The sequence below is a fragment of the Methylobacterium indicum genome (assembly GCF_017347565.1).
Classification (GTDB): domain Bacteria; phylum Pseudomonadota; class Alphaproteobacteria; order Rhizobiales; family Beijerinckiaceae; genus Methylobacterium; species Methylobacterium indicum.
In genome coordinates this window covers 6,240,033-6,260,958 of record NZ_AP024145.1, presented here as the reverse complement: position 1 = coordinate 6,260,958, position 20,926 = coordinate 6,240,033, and the positions used below count along the sequence as shown (strand labels likewise).

Below are 20,926 nucleotides of genomic sequence, written 5' to 3'. Positions count from 1 at the left end.
TCAGTGCCGCCGGATGGTGGAGGCGGTCAGCGCATGGACCGAGAAGAGCCCGTCCTCGTCGGTCCAGACGCGGGCATGCTCCCAGCCGGCCCGGCGGGCGAGCGCCCGGAAGCCCGGCACCGTGTACTTGTAGCTGTTCTCGGTGTGGATCGTCTCGCCGGAGGCGAAGTGGAACGGCACGCCCGCCACGGTGACGAGCTGGCTGCGCCGGCTCACCAGGTGCATCTCGATCCGCCCGAGATTCTCGTCGAAGAAGGCATGGTGCGCGAAGGCGTCGAGGTCGAAATCCGCACCCAGCTCGCGGTTGATCCGGGTGAGGAGGTTGAGGTTGAACGCCGCCGTGACCTGGGCCTCGTCGTCGTAGGCGGCATCCAGCACCGCCTTCTCCTTGACGAGGTCGATGCCGACGATGAGCGTCGCGCCGGCCCCGAGCGTGCGGGCGAAGCTGCCGAGCAGGCCCGCCGCGGCATCGGGCTCGAAATTGCCGATCGTGGAGCCCGGGAAGAATCCGGCCTTCGGCGCCTCGGCGAGGTCGTCGGGCAGGGGGAACGGCTTGGTGAAGTCCGCCGCCACCGGCTCGATCCGCAGGCGCGGGAAGTCGCGGCCGAGTTCTTCGGCCTCGCTGCGCAGGAATTCTTCCGAGACGTCCACCGGCACGTAGGCCGAGAGGTCGGCGAGATGGGGCAGCAGGCGGCGCACCTTGGTGGTGGAGCCGCTGCCGAACTCGACCAGCGCCGCGCCCGGCGGCAGGCCGGCGGCGATATCGGGACCGTATCGGTCGAGGATCGCGAGCTCGGTGCGGGTCGGGTAGTATTCCGGCAGGCGGGTGATCGCCTCGAACAGCTCCGAACCGCGCCGGTCGTAGAAATACTTCGCCGAGAGGTGCTTGTGCGGTGCGCTGAGGCCCGCCAGCACGTCACGCAGGAAACCCTTGTCGGTGGCGTCGGCGAGAGGAGCGCTCGGCGCGAGGTGGGGAAGCGGGGCGTTCACGGGCGTCAAACTCCGAAGTTCGGGCGGGCCTCCCGGGGGAGGCCCGTGTCGAGGCGGATCCGGATCGGGGTGAATCCGGCCGCGCCTCACGCACCGTCCTGAGATAGACGCAGGCCGGTGAACTGCCAGCGCTGGTGGGGATAGAAGAAGTTCCGGTAGGTCGGCCGGCTGTGGCCCTCCGGCGTCGCCACCGAGGCCCCGCGCAGGACGAACTGGCTGACCATGAACTTGCCGTTGTACTCGCCGAGCGCGCCCGGCAGCGGCCGGTAGCCCGGATAGGCGGAATAGGCGCTGCGGGTCCATTGCCAGACATGGCCGAAGGCGGCGTCGAGCGAGCCGCTGGCGGCCTCCCACTCGGCCTCCGTCGGCAGGTCGCGCCCGGCCCAGCGGGCATAGGCGTCGGCCTCGTAGTAGCTGACATGGGTCACCGGCAGGGCCGGATCGACGGGCTTGAGGCCGGCGAGCGTCATGCTCGACCACAAGCCGTCGCGCCGGCGCCAGTAGCCCGGCGCCTCCCAGCCCTCGCTCTGCACGGCGACGAAGCCGTCGGAGAGCCACAGCTCGGCCTTGGCGTAGCCGCCGTCCTGCATGAATTCGAGCCACTCGCCGTTGGTGACGAGGGCACGCGAGAGACCGACCGGACGCAGCAGCACGTCGTGGCGCGGCTCCTCGTTGTCGAAATGGAAGCCCTCGCCCGCATGCCCCATCTGCGTCACGCCGCCCTCGAGCGAGACCGTGCCGGCACGCTGCGACAGGGCCGGCCAGCGCCACGATTCGTCGTAGGCCGGCAGGAGGGGGTTCTGCGCGAAGGCGTGCAGGATGTCGGTGAGCATCAGTTCCTGGTGCTGCTGCTCGTGATGGAGGCCGATCTCCAGGGTGGCGACGATCTCGGCGAGCGTCGCCGGGGGGGCCTCGGCGATCAGGGTCGCGACGGCGCGGTCGACATGGGCGCGGTAGGCCGCGACCTCGTCGCAGGTCGGCCGGGTGACGAGGCCGCGGCTGATCCGCGGCGCACGCGGACCCGCCTGCACGTAGTAGGAGTTGAACAGGTAGAAGAAGCGCTCGTCGAAGACCGTGTAGCCCGGCACCATCGGCTGGAGCAGGAACTGCTCGAAGAACCAGGTCGTGTGGGCGCGGTGCCACTTGGTCGGGCTCGCATCCGCCATCGACTGGATCTGCTGGTCCTCCGGCGAGAGCGGGGCGGCGCGGCGCTCGGTCTCGTCTCGGACGTGGCGGAAGGCCGCGATCCAGGCCTCGCGATCGATCGGCCGGGCACTGGCGGGCGGCGGGGGGAACGCGGGACGCGTGCCAGGAACCTTCTCGGTGACCTGCGCGGTCGCTGCCATCGAAACTTCCTTCAAGCGTAGACGAATTGCCCACGTTCAACGCGGGACCGGGGAACTCGTTTCTCCGGCGCGGCGTTACCGCGCAGCTTGTGGGGTGCGGGCGAAGCGGAGCCTTTTTGCCGCCGCAGTGACCAAGCCTTAACGATCGCGCCGGACTCTCGCCGGCAATTCCTCCTCTGCCTCTCGGTCACACCCCCATGCGGTTCGATCTGATGGCCGGCACGGCTGCGGCGCCCCTGGCGCCCTTCACCCGCGCGCCGGTGGTCCTCGTCTTCGATTCCGGCCTCGGCGGCCTCACGGTGCTGGCCGAGGTGCGGCGCGCCCGGCCCGACGCCCGGCTGGTCTACGCCGCCGACGACGCCGCCTTTCCGTATGGCGCCCTGCCCGAGGACGTGGTCCTGTCCCGCGTGCTCGCCGTGATGGAGCGGCTGATCGCGCTCCACGCCCCGGACCTCGTGGTGATCGCCTGCAACACCATGACCACCCTGGTGCTGCCGGCCTTGCGCGGGCGGTTCGCGGTGCCGTTCGTCGGCACCGTGCCGGCGATCAAGCCCGCCGCGACCGCGACCCGGTCGGGCCTCGTCAGCGTACTGGCGACCCCCGGCACGGTGCGGCGGGAATACACCCGCGACCTGATCGAGACCTATGCGGGGACCTGCGCGGTGACGCTGGTCGGCGCGACCGGCCTTGCCGCCCTCGCGGAGGCGGAGCTGTCGGGCCTGCCGGTCGCCGACGCGGACGTCCTCGCCGAGATCGCCCCCTGCTTCGTCGAGACGCCGGCGGGGCGGACCGACGTGGTGGTGCTGGGCTGCACGCATTATCCGCTGCTGCTCGCCCGCTACGAGCGCATCGCCCCCTGGCCGGTGACCTGGATCGACCCCGCTCCGGCGGTGGCCCGGCGCATGGTGCAGCTCCTCGGCCAGCCGATCCGCGACGAGATCCCGGGGCCGATCCTCGCCACCTTCACCAGCGGCGCCCGGCTCACCCCGGCCCTGCGCGCGGCCCTGGGCCAGCGCGGCATCGCCGACGTCGCCCTCGAGGCGATGCCGCTCGTGCTGCAGTGAGACGAGCCGGGTGAGCCTGCGGCAGGCGGCATGGGTCGCGGGCGGCGTCGGCCTCGCGCTCCTCGCTCTCTACGGCGCCGTGGTGGCGGCGTTCTGGTGGTTCCAGCGTAGCCTGCTCTACCCGGGCCAGGGCGGTCCGGTGCCGGTGACCGGGGCGCGTCTGCTGCCGGAGGCCGAGACGGTCGCGGTCGCGACCCCGGACGGGGAGCGCCTGCGCGCCTTGTGGCTGCCCCCGGCGCCCGGGGGAGGGGTGGTGGTCACCTTCCACGGCAACGCCTCGCTGCCGGAATGGCACGCCGAGCGCTTGATGGCGGGGGCCTGGCGCCGCCACGGCTGGGGCGTGATGGCGCCGGCCTATCGGGGTTATCCGGGCTCGACCGGACGTCCGAGCGAGGCCGGACTGATCGCCGACGGCCTCGCGGCCCTCGCCGAGGCGCGACGGCGCGCGCCCGGGGCGCCGGTGCTGCTGCACGGCCACTCCCTCGGCGCGGCGGTCGCGGTGGCGGTGGCGGCCCGGGCTGGTGCAGGGGGCGTGCTCGGCCTCTATCTCGAGGCGCCGTTCGATTCGATGACCGCGATGGCCCGCCACCATTTCCGCCTCCTGCCGGCCGGCCTGCTCGCCGACACCTGGCACTCGGACCGGGCGATCGCCGCGGTCGCCGTCCCGATCCTGATCGTCCACGGCGATGCCGACCCGGTGATCCCGGAGAAGTACGGCGCGCGCCTCGCCCGGATCGCGGGCGCCGAGTTCGTGGCACTGCCGGGCGACCACGTCTCGATCCTCGGTCTGCGCGACGGCGAGGCCGAAGCGCGGTTTCGACCGCGCCTTTGAGGGCAGAGTGCGGTTCCGACCGCGCCTGTGAGGGAGGAGCGCGGTTCCGGCCCCCGCGGGGGAATCGACAGAACTCTCCGAGGGTTGACCCCGGACGCTTCGTCGCCTAAGAGCCCCTGGCTCGCGGGGCTCCGGTTTGGGGCCCCGCGGCATTTTGCGCACCCGCGAGCGGCTCGTCACGGCCGCTCTGTCGCCCCGGCTTACGGGGGGAGGAGGGCGCGTTCCTCTCTTAACGTGATGCAGATTCAAGAGGACACGCGATGTCGAAACGCGTTCAGGCGAAGCACAAGCTCGATCGCCGTATGGGCCAGAACATCTGGGGCCGCCCGAAGAGCCCCGTGAACCGCCGCGAGTACGGCCCGGGCCAGCACGGCCAGCGCCGCAAGGGCAAGATGTCCGACTTCGGCACGCAGCTGCGCGCCAAGCAGAAGCTCAAGGGCTACTACGGCAACATCACCGAGAAGCAGTTCCGCCGTTACTACGCCGAGGCGATCCGCCTGCGTGGCGACTCGGGCGAGAACCTGGTCGGCCTGCTCGAGCGCCGCCTCGACGCGGTGGTCTACCGCTCGAAGTTCGTGGCGACCCCGTTCGCCGCCCGCCAGTTCGTGAACCACGGCCACATCCGGGTGAACGGCGTCCGCGTCAACATCCCGAGCTACCTCGTGAAGCCGGACGACGTGATCGAGATCAAGGAGTCGTCCAAGCAGCTCGAGATCGTCCTCGTGGCGAGCCAGCTCGCCGAGCGCGACGTTCCCGACTACATCGAGGTCGACCACGGCAAGATGACCGCGCGCATGACCCGCGTGCCGACCCTGTCCGAGGTCCCGTACCCGGTGCAGATGGAGCCGAACCTGGTCATCGAGTTCTACTCGCGCTGATCGCGCGACGTCAGGAACCGAGATGTCGGAAAGCCGCCCGCGAGGGCGGCTTTTCTCGTTATGCGCCTACCGCTCCGGCACCAGCCGTCCGGCGAAGGTCAGGCAGAGGCACAAAGCCCCGAGGATGAACTCCCATCGGCGGATGTCGCCGCCGATCGAGGCCACCACGGCCTGTCCGATCAGGACGATCCCGATCAGGGGCGGTACCACCGTGAGGAGGAGGCGCAGGATCCGGCGCCAGCCGGGGATCCCTTGCGATGTCCCGTGTCCCGTCATGGCCGGTGCGGCGCCTCGTGTTCCGGTATGCGGGGAGCGGTCCATGCCACCCGGGGCCTGCCGCGCGAGGGGCGTCGCCCGGCGCGAACCCGCCGGGAGGTGGCGCGCACCGCCCGGTGGTCAAGGCGCCTTCCGGAACGCGGAGCGTCCCCGCGTCACGCGGCGCCCGGCTGCGGGCCGTCGTAACCCTCGATCACGATGAGGTCGATCTCGGCACCGCCCTCCTGCTTGGCGCGGGCGGCCTGATACTCGGGCGAGTTCCAGCAGGCGAGCGCCTGATCGTAGCTCGGGAATTCGATCACGACGTTGCGGGCCCGGCTCGAGCCGCTCACCGCCTCGAAGGTGCCGCCGCGGACGAGGAAGCGCCCGCCGAACTTGGCGAAGGCGGCGCCGTTGGCCGCGACGTAGTTCTTGTAGGCCTCGGTGTTCGAGACGTCGACGCGGCCGACCCAGTATCCCTTCGCCATGGGGCTCCTCCCTTGTTCTCGCCTGAATTCTAGAGAGCGTCACGATCGCGTTGCAATCGCGACGCTCTCCGGGTCTCTGGTTTTGACGCATTTTCCTTGACGAACCGGACTCCGCTTCGTCGGAAAAAGCCTCAGAGCGCCCCCGCCATCTCGTCGACGATGCGGCGCGCGACGTCCCGCGGATCGGCGGCGCCCGTGATCGGGCGGCCGACCACCACGTGGTCGACGCCGGCCCGCATCGCTTCCGCCGGGGTCACGACCCGCTTCTGGTCGCCGATCTCGGCCCCGGCCGGCCGGATGCCCGGGGCGACGATCAGGCGGTCGGGCCCGAGGATCGCCCGGACCTGCGGGGCCTCCGCCGCCGAGCAGACGATGCCGTCGATGCCGATCGCCTCGGCGGCGGCGGCCCGGGCGGCGACGAGGTCGGCGACGCTCAGCGCGTAGCCGGCCTCGCGGGCATCCGCGTCGTCGTAGGAGGTAAGCACCGTGACGCCGAGGATCTTCAGGCCCGTCCCCGCCTTGTCGCGCCCGCTCGCCGCCGCCCGCATGGTCTGCGGGTAGGCATGGACGGTGAGGAAGGTGGCGCCGATCCCGGCGAGCGACTGCACGCCCTCCTCGACGGTGTTGCCGATATCGTGGAGCTTGAGGTCGAGAAAGACCTTGTGCCCGCCCCGGACCAGCCGCTCGGCCAGCGCGAGGCCGCCGGCATAGCCGAGGCGGTAGCCGATCTTGTAGAAGCTCGCGGCGTCGCCGATCCGGTCGATCAGGCGCTCGGCCTCGCCGGGACTCGCCATGTCGAGGGCGACGATCAGGCGGTCGCGGGGGCTGATGGGCTCGGGCACGGGACCTCCGTCACGCAAAGAACAAACGTGCGCACCCATCACGGGTCCGGCCGGGAATCAAGTCCGTCCTGCGAGCCGCGCCACCTCCTCCCGCAGCACGGGCAGAAGCTCGGCCTCGAACCACGGATGCTTCTTCAGCCACGGCGTGTTGCGCCAGGACGGGTGGGGCAGGGGCAGCAGCCGGGGTCGTCGGGACTCGGAAAAGATCTCGCGCCAGCGCGCGACCGTCTCGGTGAGCCCGCCGGGCCGCCGGCCGAGGTGCCAGGCCTGTGCGTACTGGCCGATCAGCAGCACCAGTTCCAGGTTCGGCAGGCCGGCGAGCAGGGGCTCGCGCCAGGTCTCGGCGCATTCGCGCCGCGGCGGCAAGTCTCCGCCCTTGGCATCGTGGCCGGGAAAGCAGGCGCCCATCGGCACGATCGCGATCCGGTCGGGATCGTAGAAGGCCGGCTCGTCGAGGCCGAGCCACTCGCGCAGGCGCTTGCCGGAAGGATCCTGGAACGGGATGCCGCTCTGGAACGCCCGGTTGCCCGGCGCCTGGCTGGCGATGCAGATCCGGGCCCGGGACGTGCCCTGCACGATCGGCCGCGGCTCCACGGGAAGGGGGGGGCCGTGCCGCGGCGCCTCGCGGCAGAGGCGGCAGGTCCGCACCCGCGCGGCCGTCTCGGCGAAGTCCGGCGCGGATGAAAAAAGGGTGCGGCTCGCGCCGCACCCTGAAGTCGTCTCGGGTCCAAAACTGGAAGTCATGCCCACCATATAGGGCAGGGGTTAAACGTGTGGTGCGCGATCACACGCCGCGGAGCGCCGACAGGTCGAGGGGCAGCGAGCGCAGGCGCTGGCCGGTGGCGGCGAAGACCGCGTTCGAGATCGCCGGGGCCAGCACCGGGACGCCGGGCTCGCCGATGCCGGTGGGTGCGGCGGCCGAGGGCACGATGTGGACCTCGACCTTCGGCATCTCGCTCATCCGGGTCGGCTCGTAGGCGTCGAAGTTCTTCTCCTGCACCTCGCCGTCCTTGAAGGTGATGCGGTTGCGCAGGACCGACGACAGGGCGAAGCCGACCGCGCCCTCGACCTGAGCCCGGATGACGTCCGGGTTCACCGCCACGCCGACATCGACCGCCGCCACGATGCGGTTGACCTTCACCTTGCCGGCCTCGGCCGTCACGTCGGCCACCATCGCCACGTAGGAGCCGAAGGATTCGTGCGCGGCGACGCCGTAGCCGCGGCCGGGCTTCTGGTCGCGGGCGCTCCAGCCGGATTTCTCGGCCGCAAGCGTCAGGGCGGCGGAGAGCCGGGGCGCTTGGCGGAGGAGGCCGAGCCGGTAGGCGACCGGGTCCTGGCCGGCGGCATGGGCCGCCTCGTCGATGAACACCTCCATCGCCTGGGCGGTGTGCGAGTGCCCGACCGAGCGCCACCACAGGACCGGCACGCCCTCGCGGGCGTTGTGGACCTCGAACCGATAGGCCGGCAGCGCGTAGGGCGTGTCGGACGCGCCCTCGACCGTCGTGGCGTCGACCCCGTCCTTCACCATCATGGCTTCGAGCGGCGTGCCGATGATGATCGACTTGCCGACGATGCGGTGCTCCCAACCGGTGATCGCCCCCTTGGCGTCGAGGCCGGCGCGGATGCGGTGATAGGCGGCCGGGCGGTAATAGCCGCCGGTGATGTCGTCCTCGCGGGTCCAGACGAGATGGATCGGGGCCTTCTCGCCGGTGGCCTTCAGGATCGCGGCGGCCTCGGCGATGTAGTCGGCCGAGGCCGTGGCGCGCCGGCCGAACGAGCCGCCGGCCCACAGGGTGGTGATGCGCACCTTGTCGGCGGTGGTGCCGAGGATGCCCGCCGCCACCGCCTGCTCGATCGTCTGGAACTGCGAGCCGGCATAGATGTCGTAGGAGCCGTCGCCCGCCCGCTCGATCGTGGCGTTGAGCGGCTCCATCGGCGCATGCGCGAGGTAGGGGAACGAGAACTCCGCCTCCAGCACCTTGGCGGCGCCCTTGATGGCGCCGGCGGCGTCACCGCGCTGCGAGGCGACGAGGCCGGGCTTGTCGGCCATGGCCTTGTAGGCGGCCTGCTGCGACTCGGTCGACTGGCGCTCGGCGCCGGCATCGTCCCAGGTCAGCGTCAGCGCCTCGCGGCCCTTCATCGCCGACCAGGTGTCGCGCGCCACCACCGCGACGCCGCTCGGGATGCGGACCACCTGCACCACCCCCGGCACCGCCTTGGCGGCCGTATCGTCCACGCTCTTCAGCGTGGCGCCGAAACGCGGCGCCCGGGCGACGAGGGCCGTGAGCTGGCCCGGCCGGCGCACGTCGAGGGCGTATTGGGCGCTGCCGTCGGTCTTGGCCTTCGAATCGAGGCGCGGCAGCGTGGTGCCGATCAGGCGGAAGGCGGAGGGGTCCTTCAGCGCCGGGTTCTCGGGGACCGGCTGCACGGCAGCCTTCGCCGCGAAGGTGCCGAAACGGCCGGCCTGGCCGCTCTTGTGGCGCATCACGCCCTTCTCGACCGTGATCTCGCCGGCCGGAACCTTCCACTCCTCGGCGGCGGCCGCGACCAGCATGGCGCGGGCGGCGGCCCCGGCCTTGCGCAGCTGGATCCAGGAATTCGCCACCGCGGTCGAGCCGCCGGTGCCCTGGATCGGCCCGAAGGCGAGGTTGTTGTAGAGGCTGGCATCGGCCGGGGCGAAGACCGCGCGCATCTGCCCCCAGTCGGCGTCGAGCTCCTCGGCCACGATGGTGGCGAGGCCCGTCGTGTTGCCCTGGCCCATGTCGAGGTGCTTGATCACCACCGTCACGGTGTCGTCGGCGGCGATGCGCACGAAGGCGTTGGGTTTGGCCGGCGCCTTCGACAGGTCGGGACCGCCCGCGGCGCGCGCGCCCTTGGGCGAAAGGTTGAGATCCAGGGTGAGCCCGATCACCAGGGCGCCGGCCGCGGTGGCGGAGCCGCGCAGGAAGGTGCGGCGGGACGTGACGGCGTCTTCCCGGAGAGGGGCTTGGCGCGTCTTGATGCGAGAGTTCAGCATGGCGGCGTCCCGGTCAGGCGAGGGAGCGGGCGGCGTCGTGGATCGCCGCGCGGATGCGCTGGTAGGTGCCGCAGCGGCAGACGTTGCCGTCCATGGCGGCGTCGATATCGGCGTCGGACGGGGTCTTGTTGTCCGAGAGCAGGCTGATCGCCGACATCATCTGGCCCGACTGGCAGTAGCCGCACTGCACGACGTCCAGCTTGCGCCAGGCGGTGCGCACCGCCTCGGCCACCGGGCCCGAGATCCCCTCGATCGTGGTGATCTTCGCCTCGCCGACATCGCCGAGCCGGGTCTGGCACGCGCGCACCGGCTGCCCGTCGAGATGGACCGTGCAGGCGCCGCACTGGGCGATGCCGCAGCCGTACTTGGTGCCGGTGAGGTTCAGGTGGTCACGGATCGCCCAGAGGAGCGGCATCTCGGGATCGGCCTCGACCTCGTAGGTCCGGCCGTTGAGGGTGAGCTTCGTCATCGTGCGCTTCCGACGAGAGGCTGGAATGGTTCCAGGCCTGCCTTCTGTCGGCCGCTCCTGCACCGCCCGCAAGCGGGACCGATGTGCGCCAGCGCACCCCTCCTCGCGTGCCCCAGCGGCAGGCCGGGACGGCCGGATCGGTCGTATTCGTGGGGTTTCGGCAGGGGGACCTTAACGATTTTCGGTGAGCTTCTCCCGGACCGGCCGGCGGTCCGCGGCGGCGAGGGAGCGGCACGACCCGAGCTCAATGTCCGAGATCACGGCGCAAATGGTCCAGCGCGGGCGCGGCCCGACGGCGGAGGAGGCGGCCCGGCGGCGCAAGGTCGCGCGGGACGTCCGCTCGGCCCGCGAGCGGCTGACCTCGTCGATCGGGCTCGAGCGCGCCTTCGACTACGAGCTCCTGCGCGTCTACGCCCAGTATCGGCGCGGTGCCTTCCTGCCGCTCGTGACCCTCGCCTGCCTGGTCGCGGCGGCTTCGGCCTTCTGGGCCCCGGCCCTCCTCAGCGGCGCCTGGGGCGCCGGCGTGCTGGTGGCGATCCTGGTCAACACCGCCTTGTCGCGGTCCTTCCTGCGGCAGGATCCCGCCGGGCTCTCGCTCCGGATCTCGCGCCGCCGGGTGATCGTCGGCGAGCTCGTCCAGAGCGCCGCCTGGGCGCTCCTGGTGCTGGTGCCGCTCCAGGTCGATGCCGCGAACGCCCGCACCTACGTGATGGTGGTGCTGGTCATCGTGGCCGCCGTGACCACGATGCTGGCCGCCACGGTCCCGCTCGCGGCCTATGCGGGGCTCCTGCCGCTCTGCGCGGCCACCGCCACCCTGCTGGCCCTGTCGCGCGAGGTCGAGACCGTCCTCCTCGTCGGCATGGCGGTCTGCGCGCAATTGTTCTTCCTCTTCCTGTCGAACCACCTCCACGCCTCGACCGTCTCGGCCCTGCAATCACGAGCCGAGAAGGACGCGATCTTCGGCGAACTGGAGCAGGCCAAGGCGAATTCCGACGAGGCGCGGCGGCGGGCGGAGGAAGCCAACCTCGCCAAGTCCCGCTTCCTCGCCACGATGAGCCACGAGTTGCGCACGCCGCTCAACGCCATCCTGGGCTTCTCGGAGGTGATGAAGAACGAGGTGTTCGGCCCCCACGCGGCGGCCTCCTACAAGGAATACTCCACCGACATCCACGACAGCGGCCTGCACCTCCTCAACCTGATCAACGAGATCCTCGACCTCTCGCGGATCGAGGCGGGACGCTACGAATTGAACGAGGAGGCCCTTCAGCTCGCCTACGTGGTGGAGGAGGGCCGGCACATGATGGCGCTCCGGGCCCGGGCGAAGAACCAGACCTTCCACGAGCTGATCGATCCGTCGCTGCCGCGGCTCTGGGCCGACGAGCGGGCGCTGCGCCAGATCGTCCTCAACGTCCTGTCGAACGCCATCAAGTTCACCCCACCGGGCGGAGAAATCGTGATCAAGGTCGGCTGGACCTCGTCCGGCGGCCAGTATGTCAGCGTGAAGGATACCGGACCGGGCATCCCCGAGGACGAGATCCCGACCGTGATGTCGTCCTTCGGCCGCGGGTCACTCGCGATCAAGACCGCCGAGCAGGGGTCGGGCCTGGGCCTGCCGATCGTGAAGGGCCTGGTCGACCTGCATGGCGGCGGCTTCCAGCTGAAGTCCCGGCCGCGCGAAGGCACCGAGGTCATCGTGACCTTCCCGGCGGCCCGCGTGATGGACGCGCTGCCGGCGGTGGCCGAGCCGGCCGCCCCGGTGGCCCGGTCGTCGCGGGCCGCCTGAGGCCTTCACGGGAGCTTCGGGACTCCGCGCGCGACCGATCTCGACGGAGCCGTGACGGGCGGAGATGTCGAGGGAGCCGAGGCGCAAGGCGGGGCCACCGGGGCGGCCCCGTTCAGGGCGACACTCTTGCGACCTCCGCGTGGGGCGGGAGCCTCAGGCGATCGGGAGGTCCAGCACGAAATGCGCGCCCGGCCCGTCCGAGGCGGTGGCGAGGCGGCCGTCGAGCTGCCGGATCAGGCTGCAGATGATCTTGAGGCCGAGGGTCGGCTGGCGCATCGAGACGTCGAAGCCCGGCGGCAGGCCGACACCCTCGTCGCGCACGGCGAGGCGCAGGCCGTCCTCCCGCACCGCGAGCGTCACCCGCACCGGCCCGGTCCCCTGCGGATAGGCGTACTTGACCGCGTTGGTCACGAGCTCGCTGACCACGAGCCCGATCGGGATCGCCTGGTCGGCGCTGATCAGCTTCGAATCCGCCTCGCAGGTCAGCGCGTGGCCCTGCGCCTCGCCCTGGAGCTTGGCCACCAATTCGCGCAGGAACGCCGCCAGATCCACCATGCCGAGCTGGTGGAGGCCGCGCCAGAGGTGGTCGTGCACCGCCGCCACGGTGGCGATGCGCGTTCCCGCATCTTCAAGGGCATGGCGGATCTCGTCGGTCCCGGCGTCCCGGGCCTGGAGCCGCAGCAGGCCCGCCACCACGCCGAGACTGTTCTTGACCCGGTGGCTCATCTCCCGGGTGAGCTCGACCTGGTGATCGAGGGCCTCGCGCAGGCGGGCATCGCCCTGGTGACGCTCGACCGCGATGCCGAGCAGCCCGGCGAAGCCGGCGAGGAATTCCTGGTCGGCCCGGTCGAAGCCGTGCCCCTCGGCGCCCCAGGCCTCGAGCACGCCGTAGGCGCGCCGGCTCTCGTCGCCCAGCGCGATCGGCACGTTGACCGCGTGGCAGGTGCCGGCCGGCGCAAGCGCCCCCGGCAGGTGAAAGCGCGCCTCGCCCCGCGACCCGCCGGTCCCGATCGGGATCCCGTTGGCGAGCACGCCCGCCCCCGTGCGGTAGGCGTAGGCCGCCGGCGTCGCCTCGTCGGCGGCCGAGAGATCCGTCCCGACGAGATCGGGGGCGAGGCCCGTGCAGGCGCGGATGACGAAGGCGTGATCGCGGGCGCGGTATTCCAGCACCTGGCAGCACGGGGCGGCCAGCCCCTCGGCGCAGAGCTCGCTGGCGCGCTGGAGCAGTGCGTCGAGGTCGCGGGTCTGGAGCGCCATGCGGGCGAAGGCGCCCATCAGCGCCTGCTGCCGCAGACGGTACGGCAACTCCGCCCGGCCGTTCCCGGCTTCATGCGCCTCACGGCTCGACCCGTCACTCGCCATACGCCGGGACTCTCGCAACTCGGAGTGCCTTCCCCTCAAGGCACGTCGGATGGCCGGACTCTTACGCCATCCTGCCCGGAGCACAAGCCGAGCCGTCGAGGCGTTAGAGCAACCGGCGCCGACGCTCGACGAGCCTCAGGATCATCGGGGTGAGGATCAGCTGCATGGCGAGATCGAGCTTGCCGCCGGGGATCACCACCGAGTTCGCCCGCGACATGAAGCTGCCAGCGATCATCGAGATCAGGTAGGGAAAATCGATCCCCTTGGGGTCGCGGAAGCGGATCACCACCATCGACTCGTCGGCGGTCGGGATCCAGCGGGCGACGAAGGGGTTCGAGGTGTCGACCGTCGGGATGCGCTGGAAGTTGATGTCGGTGTTGGTGAATTGCGGGCAGATGGTGGTGACGTAGTCGGGCATCCGCCGCAGGATCACGTCGGTCACCGCCTCGGTCGAGTAGCCGCGGGCGGCCTTGTCGCGGTGGAGCTTCTGGATCCATTCGAGATTGATCACCGGCACCACGCCGATCTTCAGGTCGGCATGCGCGGCGATGTCGAGGGTGTCGTTGACCAGCGCCCCGTGCAGGCCCTCGTAGAACAGCAGGTCCGAGCCCTCGGCGAACTCCTCCCAGGGCGTGAAGGTCCCGGGCTCGCCGCCGAACCGGGCGGCGTCCGCGGCATCGTGCAGGTAGTGGCGGGTGCGGCCGCGGCCGGACGCGCCGTATTCGCGAAAGACCGCCTCGAGTTCGGTGAGGAGGTTCGCCCGCTCGCCGAAATGGCTCAGGGTCGGCTCGCGGGCCATCGCCTCGCGCATCGCCGCCCGGTCGAGGGCGTGGAAGGCGTCGCCCTCGATGAAGGCCGCCTCGACGCCCTCGCGGCGGAAGATCTGCTCGAAGGTGTTGCGCACCGAGGTGGTGCCGGATCCGGACGATCCCGTCACCGACACGATGGGATGGAGCGCCGACACCGCCGGTCAGGCCCGCAACAGCCCGCGGGCGGCGAAGAGCGGCGAGCCCCCGGCGTCGCGGTCGGCGTCGAGCCGGCGCAGCAGGCCGGCCACCTCACGGGGCGAGCCGACGGCCAGCGGCGTACGCCGGTGCAGGTCGTCGGCGGCGAGATCGAGGATCGCCCGGCCGCGCCCGTCGGTGGCGGTGCCGCCGGCCGCCTCGATCGCCAGGGCGACCGGGGCGGCGGCGTGGACGAGGCGCACGCCGCCGGCATCCCGGTCGTGGTCCATGTCGGCCGGGCGCAGATGCAAGCCGCCATGCGTCAGCACCCGCTGCGCACCCGCCGAGAGCGAGGCCATCAACGAGGTCCAGCCGACCGGGGCGGTGTCGCTGCGCCGCGGGGCGTCGGGCCCGCTCCGGGGGCTCGTCTCCCGGACGCGCAGGCAGACCGGCGGCCGGAAGGCGCCGCTCTGGGGATCGAGGATCCGGGTCGTGGTCGCGGTGCCGTCGGTGAGGGTCAGCAGGGTGCGCGGGCCGTAGGTGACGAAGCCCGCCGCCACCTGCGTGCGGCCGGGTGCCCGGAAGGCGCAAGCCGGGTCCGCGCCGGCCGGGCGCAGCGAGAAGATCGTGCCGGCCGGCATGCCGCCGTCGAGGTCGTCGGCCCCCTCGAGGGGATCGAGCGCGAGGACGAGGGCGGCGCCGCGCTGGCGCGGCTCGGGCTCCTCCCGGTCGGGCCAGGCGATCGCCGCCACGTCGATGCCGCGCAGCGCTTCCGCGAACAGGCGGCGGGCCGCGCTCTCGGGGCTCCCGGTGAGGGCGGCGGCGAGCGCGCCGGCGGTCGCGGCGGCCGCGGCGGCGATGGCCGCGAGCACCGGGCCGACGGCCGGATGCCGTCGCGGCGTGGTCGCCTCGCTGCGGGTGCTCAGAAGCATGTCCTGTCTCCGAGCCCGTCCGTGCCTCTCGGGGGCGTCATCCGTCTCCGCTGGTCTTCAGCTTAGGCGCCCGGGGGTAGCTTCGTCACCCCGTCCCGAAGTACGGGATGCGCGGATCCCCGCCGCGATGTCGAACGGATCCTCTTCACGATCGCCGGCCGAGGAGCGGATGGCGCAGGACCGCATACGCAACCTCTCGCTCAAGCAGCTCCACGCGGTCGCGGCGATCGCGCGGCTCGGCACGATGACGCGGGCGGCCCAGGAGCTGAACGTCACCCCGGCCGCGCTCACGGCGCGGATCAAGGGGCTGGAGGACGAGATCGGCCTCCTGCTGTTCGACCGCACCCATGCGGGCCTCAAGCCGACCGATGCCGGTCGCGAGCTGCTCTGGGCCACCGACAGCATCGGCTCCGTGCTCGACACCTGCGCCGAGCGGCTGCGGGCCTTGCGCGGCGGGCGCGGCGGCAAGGTCTCCCTCGGCGTGGTCTCGACCGCCAAGTACTTCGCGCCGAGCATCGTCGGCGGCTTCGCCCGCGCCCATCCGGGGGTGGAGATCGACCTCGTCGTCGGCAATCGCGGCGCCACCGTCGAGACCCTGCGCGACTACCGCGTCGACCTCGCGCTGATGGGCCGCCCGCCCCGGGACTTCCCGATCACCGCCGAGGCCTTCGGCCCCCATCCCCTGGTGGTGATCGCGCCGCCCGACCATCGCCTCGCCGGGCGGCGCGGGGTGACCCGGGAGGAACTCGCGGAGGAGCCGTTCCTGGTGCGGGAATACGGCTCGGGCACCCGGACGGTGTTCGAGGAGTTCATGGCCGGCCTGCTGGTGCGCCGCGCGCCGATCGGCATCGACAACGGCTCGAACGAGACCATCAAGCAGACGGTCATGGCGGGGCTCGGCGTCGCGCTGATCTCGGGCCACACCGTGGCGATGGAGGTGTCGGCCGGCCGCCTGGTGCTCCTCGACGTCGAGGGGCTGCCGATCCGCCGCGACTGGTTCGCGGTCCGCCGGGCCGACAAGGTCTTGAGCCCGGCGGGGCAGGCGTTCTGGGATTTTCTGGTGGAGGAGGGCGCCTCCTGGCTGCCGGCGCTGCCGGCCGCGATCGGGTAGAGCATCGTCCGACGAAGGTGGCACCGGTTCGCCCATAGAAAATGCGGCAGAATCAATGACCTGGGGCGTCAGGCCGGTAACCGGGGCAAAGTCGCGGGCCGTCAGGCTGTCGTGATCTGGGTGACCAGGTCGGCGAGGGGGTATGGGCGGCCCGTGATCGGGAATGCCGAGATACCGGAAGAACGAGAGGCCGAGCTTGGCGCAGGTCCTCATCAGGCCCAGCTGCGGGTCGCGCGCGGTGCGGCCGGCCAGGCTCGTCGTGCCGCCCGAGATCCGCCGCCCGATATCCGCCGCTCGGTGACGCCGGCGCGGATGTCGTTCTCCGATCCGTTGCTGTGCAATGGAATCTCCGGCTGATCCGGCACCTGCAGCAGTCCCGCCTCGTTGCGGTGCGGCCGCCCCCCTGCCGCTTGGAAGAGCGGGACGCCCACCCCCGCCACCAGCGTCTCGCCCGAGAGCGTGCGCCAGCACTCGCGCCGTTCGCGCGTCACGCAGGCCTCCGGCACCGGATCGCGCACCACCACGTCCTGGCAGCCCGTGAACGGCGAGCCGGGCGGCACAGCCACCGACGGCACGACCTCGCGCGTGAGGGCGCAGCGCTCCTGTGCAGGGCCGCGCCGACGCACGGGGCTCGGGGGCTCGGCACCGCCGCCCGTCGCCTTCTCCATCCCGGACGGCGTCCGACGCGTCGGCAGGAGGGCCTGCGCGGGCGGCCTCGATGGTGGCGTTCAACGCCAGCAGGTCGGTCTGCGCCCCGGACCTCGTCGAGCGCGTAGCCCATGGCGGCCAGGAACCGGGCGTTGGCCGTCAGGATGGCGCCGTCGGGGCGAACTCGTTGACGGCCTGGGAGCGGTCCAGGGCCTCGAACCTGGCCCTCAGGTCGCCGGATGCGGACATCGAACCGAACATGACACAATTCCGAGACCAAATTTCCTCTTGTATTATATGAGTAAATTAGTTTAATTTTAGAGATCGTATATCCATAGCATCGCATGGTATTACATGAAAAATAGGTCTTCGAGCTGAACAGTCAGCCGATCATCTCCGGCTCCCTGTCGGCGCCGGTCACCGCCACCCGGTCCCGCCCGCCGCGCTTGGCCGCGTACAGGGCGACGTCGGCCCGTTTGAGCAGGCTGTCGACGCTGTCGCCGGGCGCCCACTCGCTCAGGCCGATGCTGGCGGTGAAGCGCAGATCCGGCAGACCCGGGACCGTGCCGGCCGCGCACTGGCTGCGGATGCGGTGGGCGACCACCGCGGCGCCGGCGATGCCATGGCCGGGCATCAGCACGGCGAATTCCTCGCCCCCGAGGCGGCCGGCGGTCGCGCCGGTCTCGCGCAGGATCTGCGCCACGCGGCGGATCACCTGGTCGCCGATGTCGTGGCCGAAGCGGTCGTTGATCGACTTGAAGTGGTCGATGTCGACCTGGAGCATCGCCAGCGGGTTCCCGGCGGAGGCTCCGGCGAGGGCGCGGTCGGCGTGTCGCATCAGGGCGCCCCGGTTGAGGAGCTGCGTCAGGTGGTCGGTGTCGGCCTGGCGGATGAGGGCGCGCTGGAGGCCGAGCACCCGCTCGGCCGCGCGCAGACGGCCGTGGAGTTCCTTGGGGCTCGGCGGCTTGGAGAGGAAGTCGTCGGCGCCGCTGTCGAGGACCTCGCCGAGCGGGCGCTCGTCGCGGGCGCTGGACATCACCAGGATGGTGAGGGGGCGGCGCTCGTCGGCCAACGCCCGCAGCAACCAGCACAGTTCGAGCCCATTGAGCGGTTCGACCTCGAGGCTCGTGAGGACGCAGGCGATCGAAGGGTCCGCCTCCACGTGGGCCAGCGCCGCGGCGGAATCCGAGAACGCCACGACGGTGTGCCCGCCGGCCTCGAGCATGCCGGTCACGATCTTGAGGACGACGCGGCTCGGATCGATCAGGGCGACGTGCATGGCTGGCCTTCGTCAGGAGGCGAGGGGGACGGCGAGCGGCGGGCCGCTCGCGCCGTGGCGCGTCGAGGCGGGTGCATCGCCCCCTGGTTCCATCCAGCTCTCGATCCCGCCCGGACCGGTGCGGGGCGGCGGCATCAGCGCGTAGCAGGTGCGGTCGCGCCCGGCGGCCTTGGCCTCGTACAGGGCGGCATCGGCGAGCCGAAAGAGCTCGGCCGGCTCGCCCCCCGCTCGCGGCAGCCCGAAGGCGAGGCCGATGCTCACGGTGATCCGTCCGACCGGGCCGTCCTGCGCCTCGACGAGCAGGCAACCGACGGCCGCGTGCGCGGTCTCGGCGACATGGGCGACGCCCTCGGCATCGGTATTCGGCAGGAGGATCGCGAATTCCTCGCCGCCGATGCGCGCCACGAGGTCGCCCGGCCGGCGCGCGCTCGCCGACAGGGCTCGGGCGATCGCGACCAGCACCCGGTCGCCGCCCTCGTGGCCGTGGCGGTCGTTGAAGCGCTTGAAGTGATCGGCATCGACGACGAGGAGGCCCAGCGGCGCGGAGCGGCGGCGCGTCTCCGCGAAGGCGCGCCCGAACGCTTCCTCGAAGGCGCGTCGGTTGGGCAGGCCGGTGAGGGGGTCGGTGCGGGAGAGAAGCGCCAGCTCGGCCTCGGCGGCGTTGCGCCGGCGCAGCTCGCCCGCGACCAGGACCGACAGCCCGATCGCGAGGCCGCACAGGGCGAGGACGACGAGGCCGATCCCGAGCGCCTTGGCGCGCCATTCGGCCTCGATCTCCGCGGTCGAGAGCGCGACGCTGAGGTAGAGCGGCAGGGTGCCGACCCGGGTGAAGGTGTAGAGGCGCTCGACGTCGTCGCTCGGCGTGATGCCGACGAAGCTGCCGGTGCTCTCGCGCAGGAAGCGCTGGACGTTGGGCGAGGAGGCGAAGTTCGGGGCGAGTTCCTCGTTGGGCTCGGGATGGCGCAGGATCCGGGTGCCGTCGGCCAGGAACAGGGCGATCGTGCCCCCCGGCCCGAGCCGGATCCGGTCGAACATCCGATTGAAGTAGGACAGCGACAGGCTGCCGAGCACGATCCCGTTGAAGGAGTCGTCCGCCATGGCGACGCGGCGGCTGAGCACGATCACCGGCTTGCCGATGAGCTGCGAGATCACCGGCCGGCTGATGTGGAGCCCGAGATCCGGATCGGCCTTGTGCGCCCGGAAGTAGTCGCGGTCGCCGCCGTTGAGGCGCCGCGCCGGCCAGCCGGCCGCGTCGTAGAGGGCGTTGCCGTACTCGTCGAGGACGAGCATCGCGCCGAGATCCTTGGCGTTGACGGCGCGATCGAACAGGACGCGTTGACGGAAATGGGGCTTGAGTTCCTCGAGATCGTAGATCTTGAGGTTCTCGACGACGCTCTGCAGCGCGAGGTCGATGATCTCGACGTTGCGGTCGACGTCGCGCTCGATCACCTGGAGCAGGTTCCAGGAGGTCCGCGCGGCCTTGTCCCAGGCATCGCGGCGCATGTCGAGCAGCAACGCGGCGCAGACCGCCACCATGCCCAGGGGCGCCACGACCCCGAGGGCAATCCAGGCCCGGGCCGAGCGCAGGCCGCGCCGGAACGTGGTCGCCACACCCGTCCTCATGCGTCGTAGGGGAAGTGCGGGGTGAAGGCCGTGGCGATCGGCCGGAAGGCGGCGACGACCGCCGGATCGAGGCGGCCCGTCATGCCGTCCAGGATCGCCATCGCCTCCTTGCCGGGCAGCGGCGGCTTGTAGGGGCGCTCCTCGATCAGGGCGGCGTAGATGTCGCAGACGGTGACGAGGCGCACGAGATCGGGGATCTCGTCCTGCTTCAACCGGTCGGGATACCCCGAGCCGTCGAGCATCTCGTGGTGGGAGCGCACGACCGCGAGCATCTCGGGCTCGAACCCCTGGCCGGCGAGCATGCGGTAGCCCTTGTCGGGGTGCTGGCGCACGATCGCCATCTCGGCGGCATCGAGCCGGCCCGGCTTGTTGAGGATCGCCGAGGGGACGTGGATCTTGCCGACGTCGTGCAGGAGCGCGGCCTTGGTGAGGCGATGGCATTCGCGCTCGCCGAGGCCGAGGCTGCGGGCGAAGGCGGCGGCGAGCCCGGTGACCAGGAGGCAGTGCTGGTGGGTGGCGTCGTCGAAGCGGCGCACCGCCCGGACCCAGTCGCGGATGCCGGTGTCGCGGACCGCCTGGGCGATGAAATCGGTGCCGGTGTCGACGACGCGGGTCGTGACGGGCCCATCGGGCACGAACACCGTGCTGAAGAACTGGCGCGCCTCCTCGCTGCTGCGCAGGCTGCAGGGGTCGAGCGCCTCGGGGCGGGAGAGGCCGGCGGCATCGCGCACCCGCGCGGGGTCGAAGGGCGCGCAGAGGGTCTTCGAGGCGCCGAGCGCGAGGCCGAACAGCCGCGCACGCGAGGTGTCCCGGCGCAGCAGGACGACGAAGGGCGCGCCGCGGCGGGCCACCGCCAGAATGCGGCGCAGGCGGTCGAGCGCCTCGGCGCTGTGGTCCTCGACATCCGCGAGCAGGGCATCGGCCGGCCGGGCGGGGGCGTCGTCGTAGAGGTCGTGGATCTCGCAGGCCATCTCGTCGCCGAGGTCACGGGCGAGCCCGCGGCTCCGGTCGGGGTTGTCCGAGATCATGAGGATCCGATGCATGGTCGGGCCCCGGCGGGAGGG

The 20,926-nt window shown here is 71.7% G+C and carries 20 protein-coding genes; 5 read left to right on the top strand and 15 right to left on the bottom strand.

Annotated elements, in window-relative coordinates; genetic code table 11:
• Entirely contained in the window at positions 1 to 990 is a 990-nt protein-coding gene (egtD, locus tag miv_RS29000; RefSeq protein WP_207180436.1) for an L-histidine N(alpha)-methyltransferase, read from the bottom strand.
• Positions 991 to 1,076: 86 nt separating this feature from the next.
• Complete coding sequence (gene egtB / locus miv_RS28995; RefSeq protein WP_207180434.1) at positions 1,077 to 2,336, bottom strand: ergothioneine biosynthesis protein EgtB; 1,260 nt, start codon at positions 2,334 to 2,336, stop codon at positions 1,077 to 1,079.
• A 197-nt stretch (positions 2,337 to 2,533) separates the two neighbouring features.
• Here egtB and murI point away from each other — a divergent pair, with 197 nt between their 5' ends.
• The 3 genes from murI (at position 2,534) to rpsD (ending at position 5,110) form a co-directional block, all read left to right on the top strand.
• Positions 2,534 to 3,400 (top strand): glutamate racemase, encoded by an 867-nt coding sequence (gene murI, locus miv_RS28990; protein WP_207180432.1) that lies wholly within the window; start codon positions 2,534 to 2,536, stop codon positions 3,398 to 3,400.
• 10 nt (positions 3,401 to 3,410) lie between these two features.
• A complete protein-coding gene (locus tag miv_RS28985; protein ID WP_342345227.1) occupies positions 3,411 to 4,232 on the top strand; it encodes an alpha/beta hydrolase in 822 nt (273 codons plus the stop codon).
• A gap of 260 nt (positions 4,233 to 4,492) precedes the next feature.
• Positions 4,493 to 5,110, top strand: a complete 618-nt coding sequence (rpsD, locus tag miv_RS28980; protein ID WP_048430210.1) for a 30S ribosomal protein S4 — start codon at positions 4,493 to 4,495, stop codon at positions 5,108 to 5,110.
• Positions 5,111 to 5,176: 66 nt separating this feature from the next.
• On the opposite strand, the gene miv_RS28975 is transcribed toward rpsD, so the two are convergent.
• The 6 genes from miv_RS28975 to miv_RS28950 form a co-directional block, all read right to left on the bottom strand.
• A complete protein-coding gene (locus tag miv_RS28975) occupies positions 5,177 to 5,386 on the bottom strand; it encodes a hypothetical protein (protein WP_207180430.1) in 210 nt (69 codons plus the stop codon).
• A 155-nt stretch (positions 5,387 to 5,541) separates the two neighbouring features.
• Positions 5,542 to 5,853: a DUF1330 domain-containing protein gene (locus miv_RS28970; protein WP_207180428.1), complete on the bottom strand. Its 312-nt coding sequence runs from the start codon at positions 5,851 to 5,853 to the stop codon at positions 5,542 to 5,544.
• Positions 5,854 to 5,984: 131 nt separating this feature from the next.
• Positions 5,985 to 6,695 carry an orotidine-5'-phosphate decarboxylase gene (gene pyrF / locus miv_RS28965; RefSeq protein ID WP_207180426.1) on the bottom strand — a complete coding sequence of 237 codons (711 nt, stop codon included), beginning with the start codon at positions 6,693 to 6,695 and terminating at the stop codon, positions 5,985 to 5,987.
• A 57-nt stretch (positions 6,696 to 6,752) separates the two neighbouring features.
• On the bottom strand, positions 6,753 to 7,439 hold the full coding sequence (locus miv_RS28960; protein ID WP_207180424.1) for a uracil-DNA glycosylase family protein: 687 nt from the start codon (positions 7,437 to 7,439) through the stop codon (positions 6,753 to 6,755).
• Positions 7,440 to 7,479: 40 nt separating this feature from the next.
• Positions 7,480 to 9,711, bottom strand: a complete 2,232-nt coding sequence (locus miv_RS28955; RefSeq protein WP_207180423.1) for a xanthine dehydrogenase family protein molybdopterin-binding subunit — start codon at positions 9,709 to 9,711, stop codon at positions 7,480 to 7,482.
• A gap of 13 nt (positions 9,712 to 9,724) precedes the next feature.
• Positions 9,725 to 10,180: a (2Fe-2S)-binding protein gene (locus tag miv_RS28950; protein ID WP_207180422.1), complete on the bottom strand. Its 456-nt coding sequence runs from the start codon at positions 10,178 to 10,180 to the stop codon at positions 9,725 to 9,727.
• A gap of 247 nt (positions 10,181 to 10,427) precedes the next feature.
• Between miv_RS28950 and miv_RS28945 the strand changes: the two genes are divergently transcribed.
• On the top strand, positions 10,428 to 11,963 hold the full coding sequence (locus miv_RS28945) for a sensor histidine kinase (RefSeq protein WP_207180421.1): 1,536 nt from the start codon (positions 10,428 to 10,430) through the stop codon (positions 11,961 to 11,963).
• Between the two features lie 153 nt (positions 11,964 to 12,116).
• Here the strand turns inward: miv_RS28945 and miv_RS28940 are convergent, their stop codons facing one another.
• From miv_RS28940 to miv_RS28930, 3 genes are all read right to left on the bottom strand, one after another.
• On the bottom strand, positions 12,117 to 13,268 hold the full coding sequence (locus miv_RS28940; protein ID WP_342345226.1) for a sensor histidine kinase: 1,152 nt from the start codon (positions 13,266 to 13,268) through the stop codon (positions 12,117 to 12,119).
• Positions 13,269 to 13,428: 160 nt separating this feature from the next.
• Positions 13,429 to 14,289 (bottom strand): phosphoribulokinase, encoded by an 861-nt coding sequence (locus miv_RS28935; RefSeq protein ID WP_048428340.1) that lies wholly within the window; start codon positions 14,287 to 14,289, stop codon positions 13,429 to 13,431.
• A 6-nt stretch (positions 14,290 to 14,295) separates the two neighbouring features.
• Complete coding sequence (locus tag miv_RS28930) at positions 14,296 to 15,201, bottom strand: fructose-bisphosphatase (protein ID WP_207180419.1); 906 nt, start codon at positions 15,199 to 15,201, stop codon at positions 14,296 to 14,298.
• 184 nt (positions 15,202 to 15,385) lie between these two features.
• On the opposite strand from miv_RS28930, the gene miv_RS28925 reads away from it, so the two are divergent.
• Positions 15,386 to 16,312: a LysR family transcriptional regulator gene (locus miv_RS28925; RefSeq protein ID WP_048428357.1), complete on the top strand. Its 927-nt coding sequence runs from the start codon at positions 15,386 to 15,388 to the stop codon at positions 16,310 to 16,312.
• Between the two features lie 212 nt (positions 16,313 to 16,524).
• Here miv_RS28925 and miv_RS28920 read toward each other — a convergent pair whose 3' ends face one another.
• The 4 genes from miv_RS28920 to miv_RS28905 form a co-directional block, all read right to left on the bottom strand.
• The gene (locus miv_RS28920; RefSeq protein WP_207180417.1) at positions 16,525 to 16,980 is read right to left on the bottom strand and encodes a hypothetical protein; all 456 of its coding nucleotides are present in this window, start codon (positions 16,978 to 16,980) and stop codon (positions 16,525 to 16,527) included.
• Positions 16,981 to 17,342: 362 nt separating this feature from the next.
• On the bottom strand, positions 17,343 to 18,239 hold the full coding sequence (locus miv_RS28915) for a GGDEF domain-containing response regulator (protein ID WP_207180415.1): 897 nt from the start codon (positions 18,237 to 18,239) through the stop codon (positions 17,343 to 17,345).
• Between the two features lie 12 nt (positions 18,240 to 18,251).
• Positions 18,252 to 19,850 carry a sensor domain-containing diguanylate cyclase gene (locus tag miv_RS28910; RefSeq protein ID WP_244748773.1) on the bottom strand — a complete coding sequence of 533 codons (1,599 nt, stop codon included), beginning with the start codon at positions 19,848 to 19,850 and terminating at the stop codon, positions 18,252 to 18,254.
• An 8-nt stretch (positions 19,851 to 19,858) separates the two neighbouring features.
• Positions 19,859 to 20,905: an HD-GYP domain-containing protein gene (locus tag miv_RS28905; RefSeq protein ID WP_048428342.1), complete on the bottom strand. Its 1,047-nt coding sequence runs from the start codon at positions 20,903 to 20,905 to the stop codon at positions 19,859 to 19,861.
• Positions 20,906 to 20,926: the final 21 nt, after the last annotated feature.

What these genes read in the sequence shown, in the direction of transcription:
- miv_RS28970 (WP_207180428.1), bottom strand. Translation starts at nt 5,853, where the DNA reads ATGGCGAAGGGATACTGGGTCGGCCGCGTCGACGTCTCGAACACCGAG.
- miv_RS28905 (WP_048428342.1), bottom strand. Translation starts at nt 20,905, where the DNA reads ATGCATCGGATCCTCATGATCTCGGACAACCCCGACCGGAGCCGCGGG.
- murI (WP_207180432.1), top strand. Translation starts at nt 2,534, where the DNA reads ATGCGGTTCGATCTGATGGCCGGCACGGCTGCGGCGCCCCTGGCGCCC.
- miv_RS28975 (WP_207180430.1), bottom strand. Translation starts at nt 5,386, where the DNA reads ATGACGGGACACGGGACATCGCAAGGGATCCCCGGCTGGCGCCGGATC.
- egtB (WP_207180434.1), bottom strand. Translation starts at nt 2,336, where the DNA reads ATGGCAGCGACCGCGCAGGTCACCGAGAAGGTTCCTGGCACGCGTCCC.
- miv_RS28950 (WP_207180422.1), bottom strand. Translation starts at nt 10,180, where the DNA reads ATGACGAAGCTCACCCTCAACGGCCGGACCTACGAGGTCGAGGCCGAT.
- miv_RS28945 (WP_207180421.1), top strand. Translation starts at nt 10,428, where the DNA reads ATGTCCGAGATCACGGCGCAAATGGTCCAGCGCGGGCGCGGCCCGACG.
- miv_RS28915 (WP_207180415.1), bottom strand. Translation starts at nt 18,239, where the DNA reads ATGCACGTCGCCCTGATCGATCCGAGCCGCGTCGTCCTCAAGATCGTG.
- miv_RS28960 (WP_207180424.1), bottom strand. Translation starts at nt 7,439, where the DNA reads ATGACTTCCAGTTTTGGACCCGAGACGACTTCAGGGTGCGGCGCGAGC.
- miv_RS28920 (WP_207180417.1), bottom strand. Translation starts at nt 16,980, where the DNA reads ATGGAGAAGGCGACGGGCGGCGGTGCCGAGCCCCCGAGCCCCGTGCGT.
- miv_RS28955 (WP_207180423.1), bottom strand. Translation starts at nt 9,711, where the DNA reads ATGCTGAACTCTCGCATCAAGACGCGCCAAGCCCCTCTCCGGGAAGAC.
- miv_RS28930 (WP_207180419.1), bottom strand. Translation starts at nt 15,201, where the DNA reads ATGCTTCTGAGCACCCGCAGCGAGGCGACCACGCCGCGACGGCATCCG.
- rpsD (WP_048430210.1), top strand. Translation starts at nt 4,493, where the DNA reads ATGTCGAAACGCGTTCAGGCGAAGCACAAGCTCGATCGCCGTATGGGC.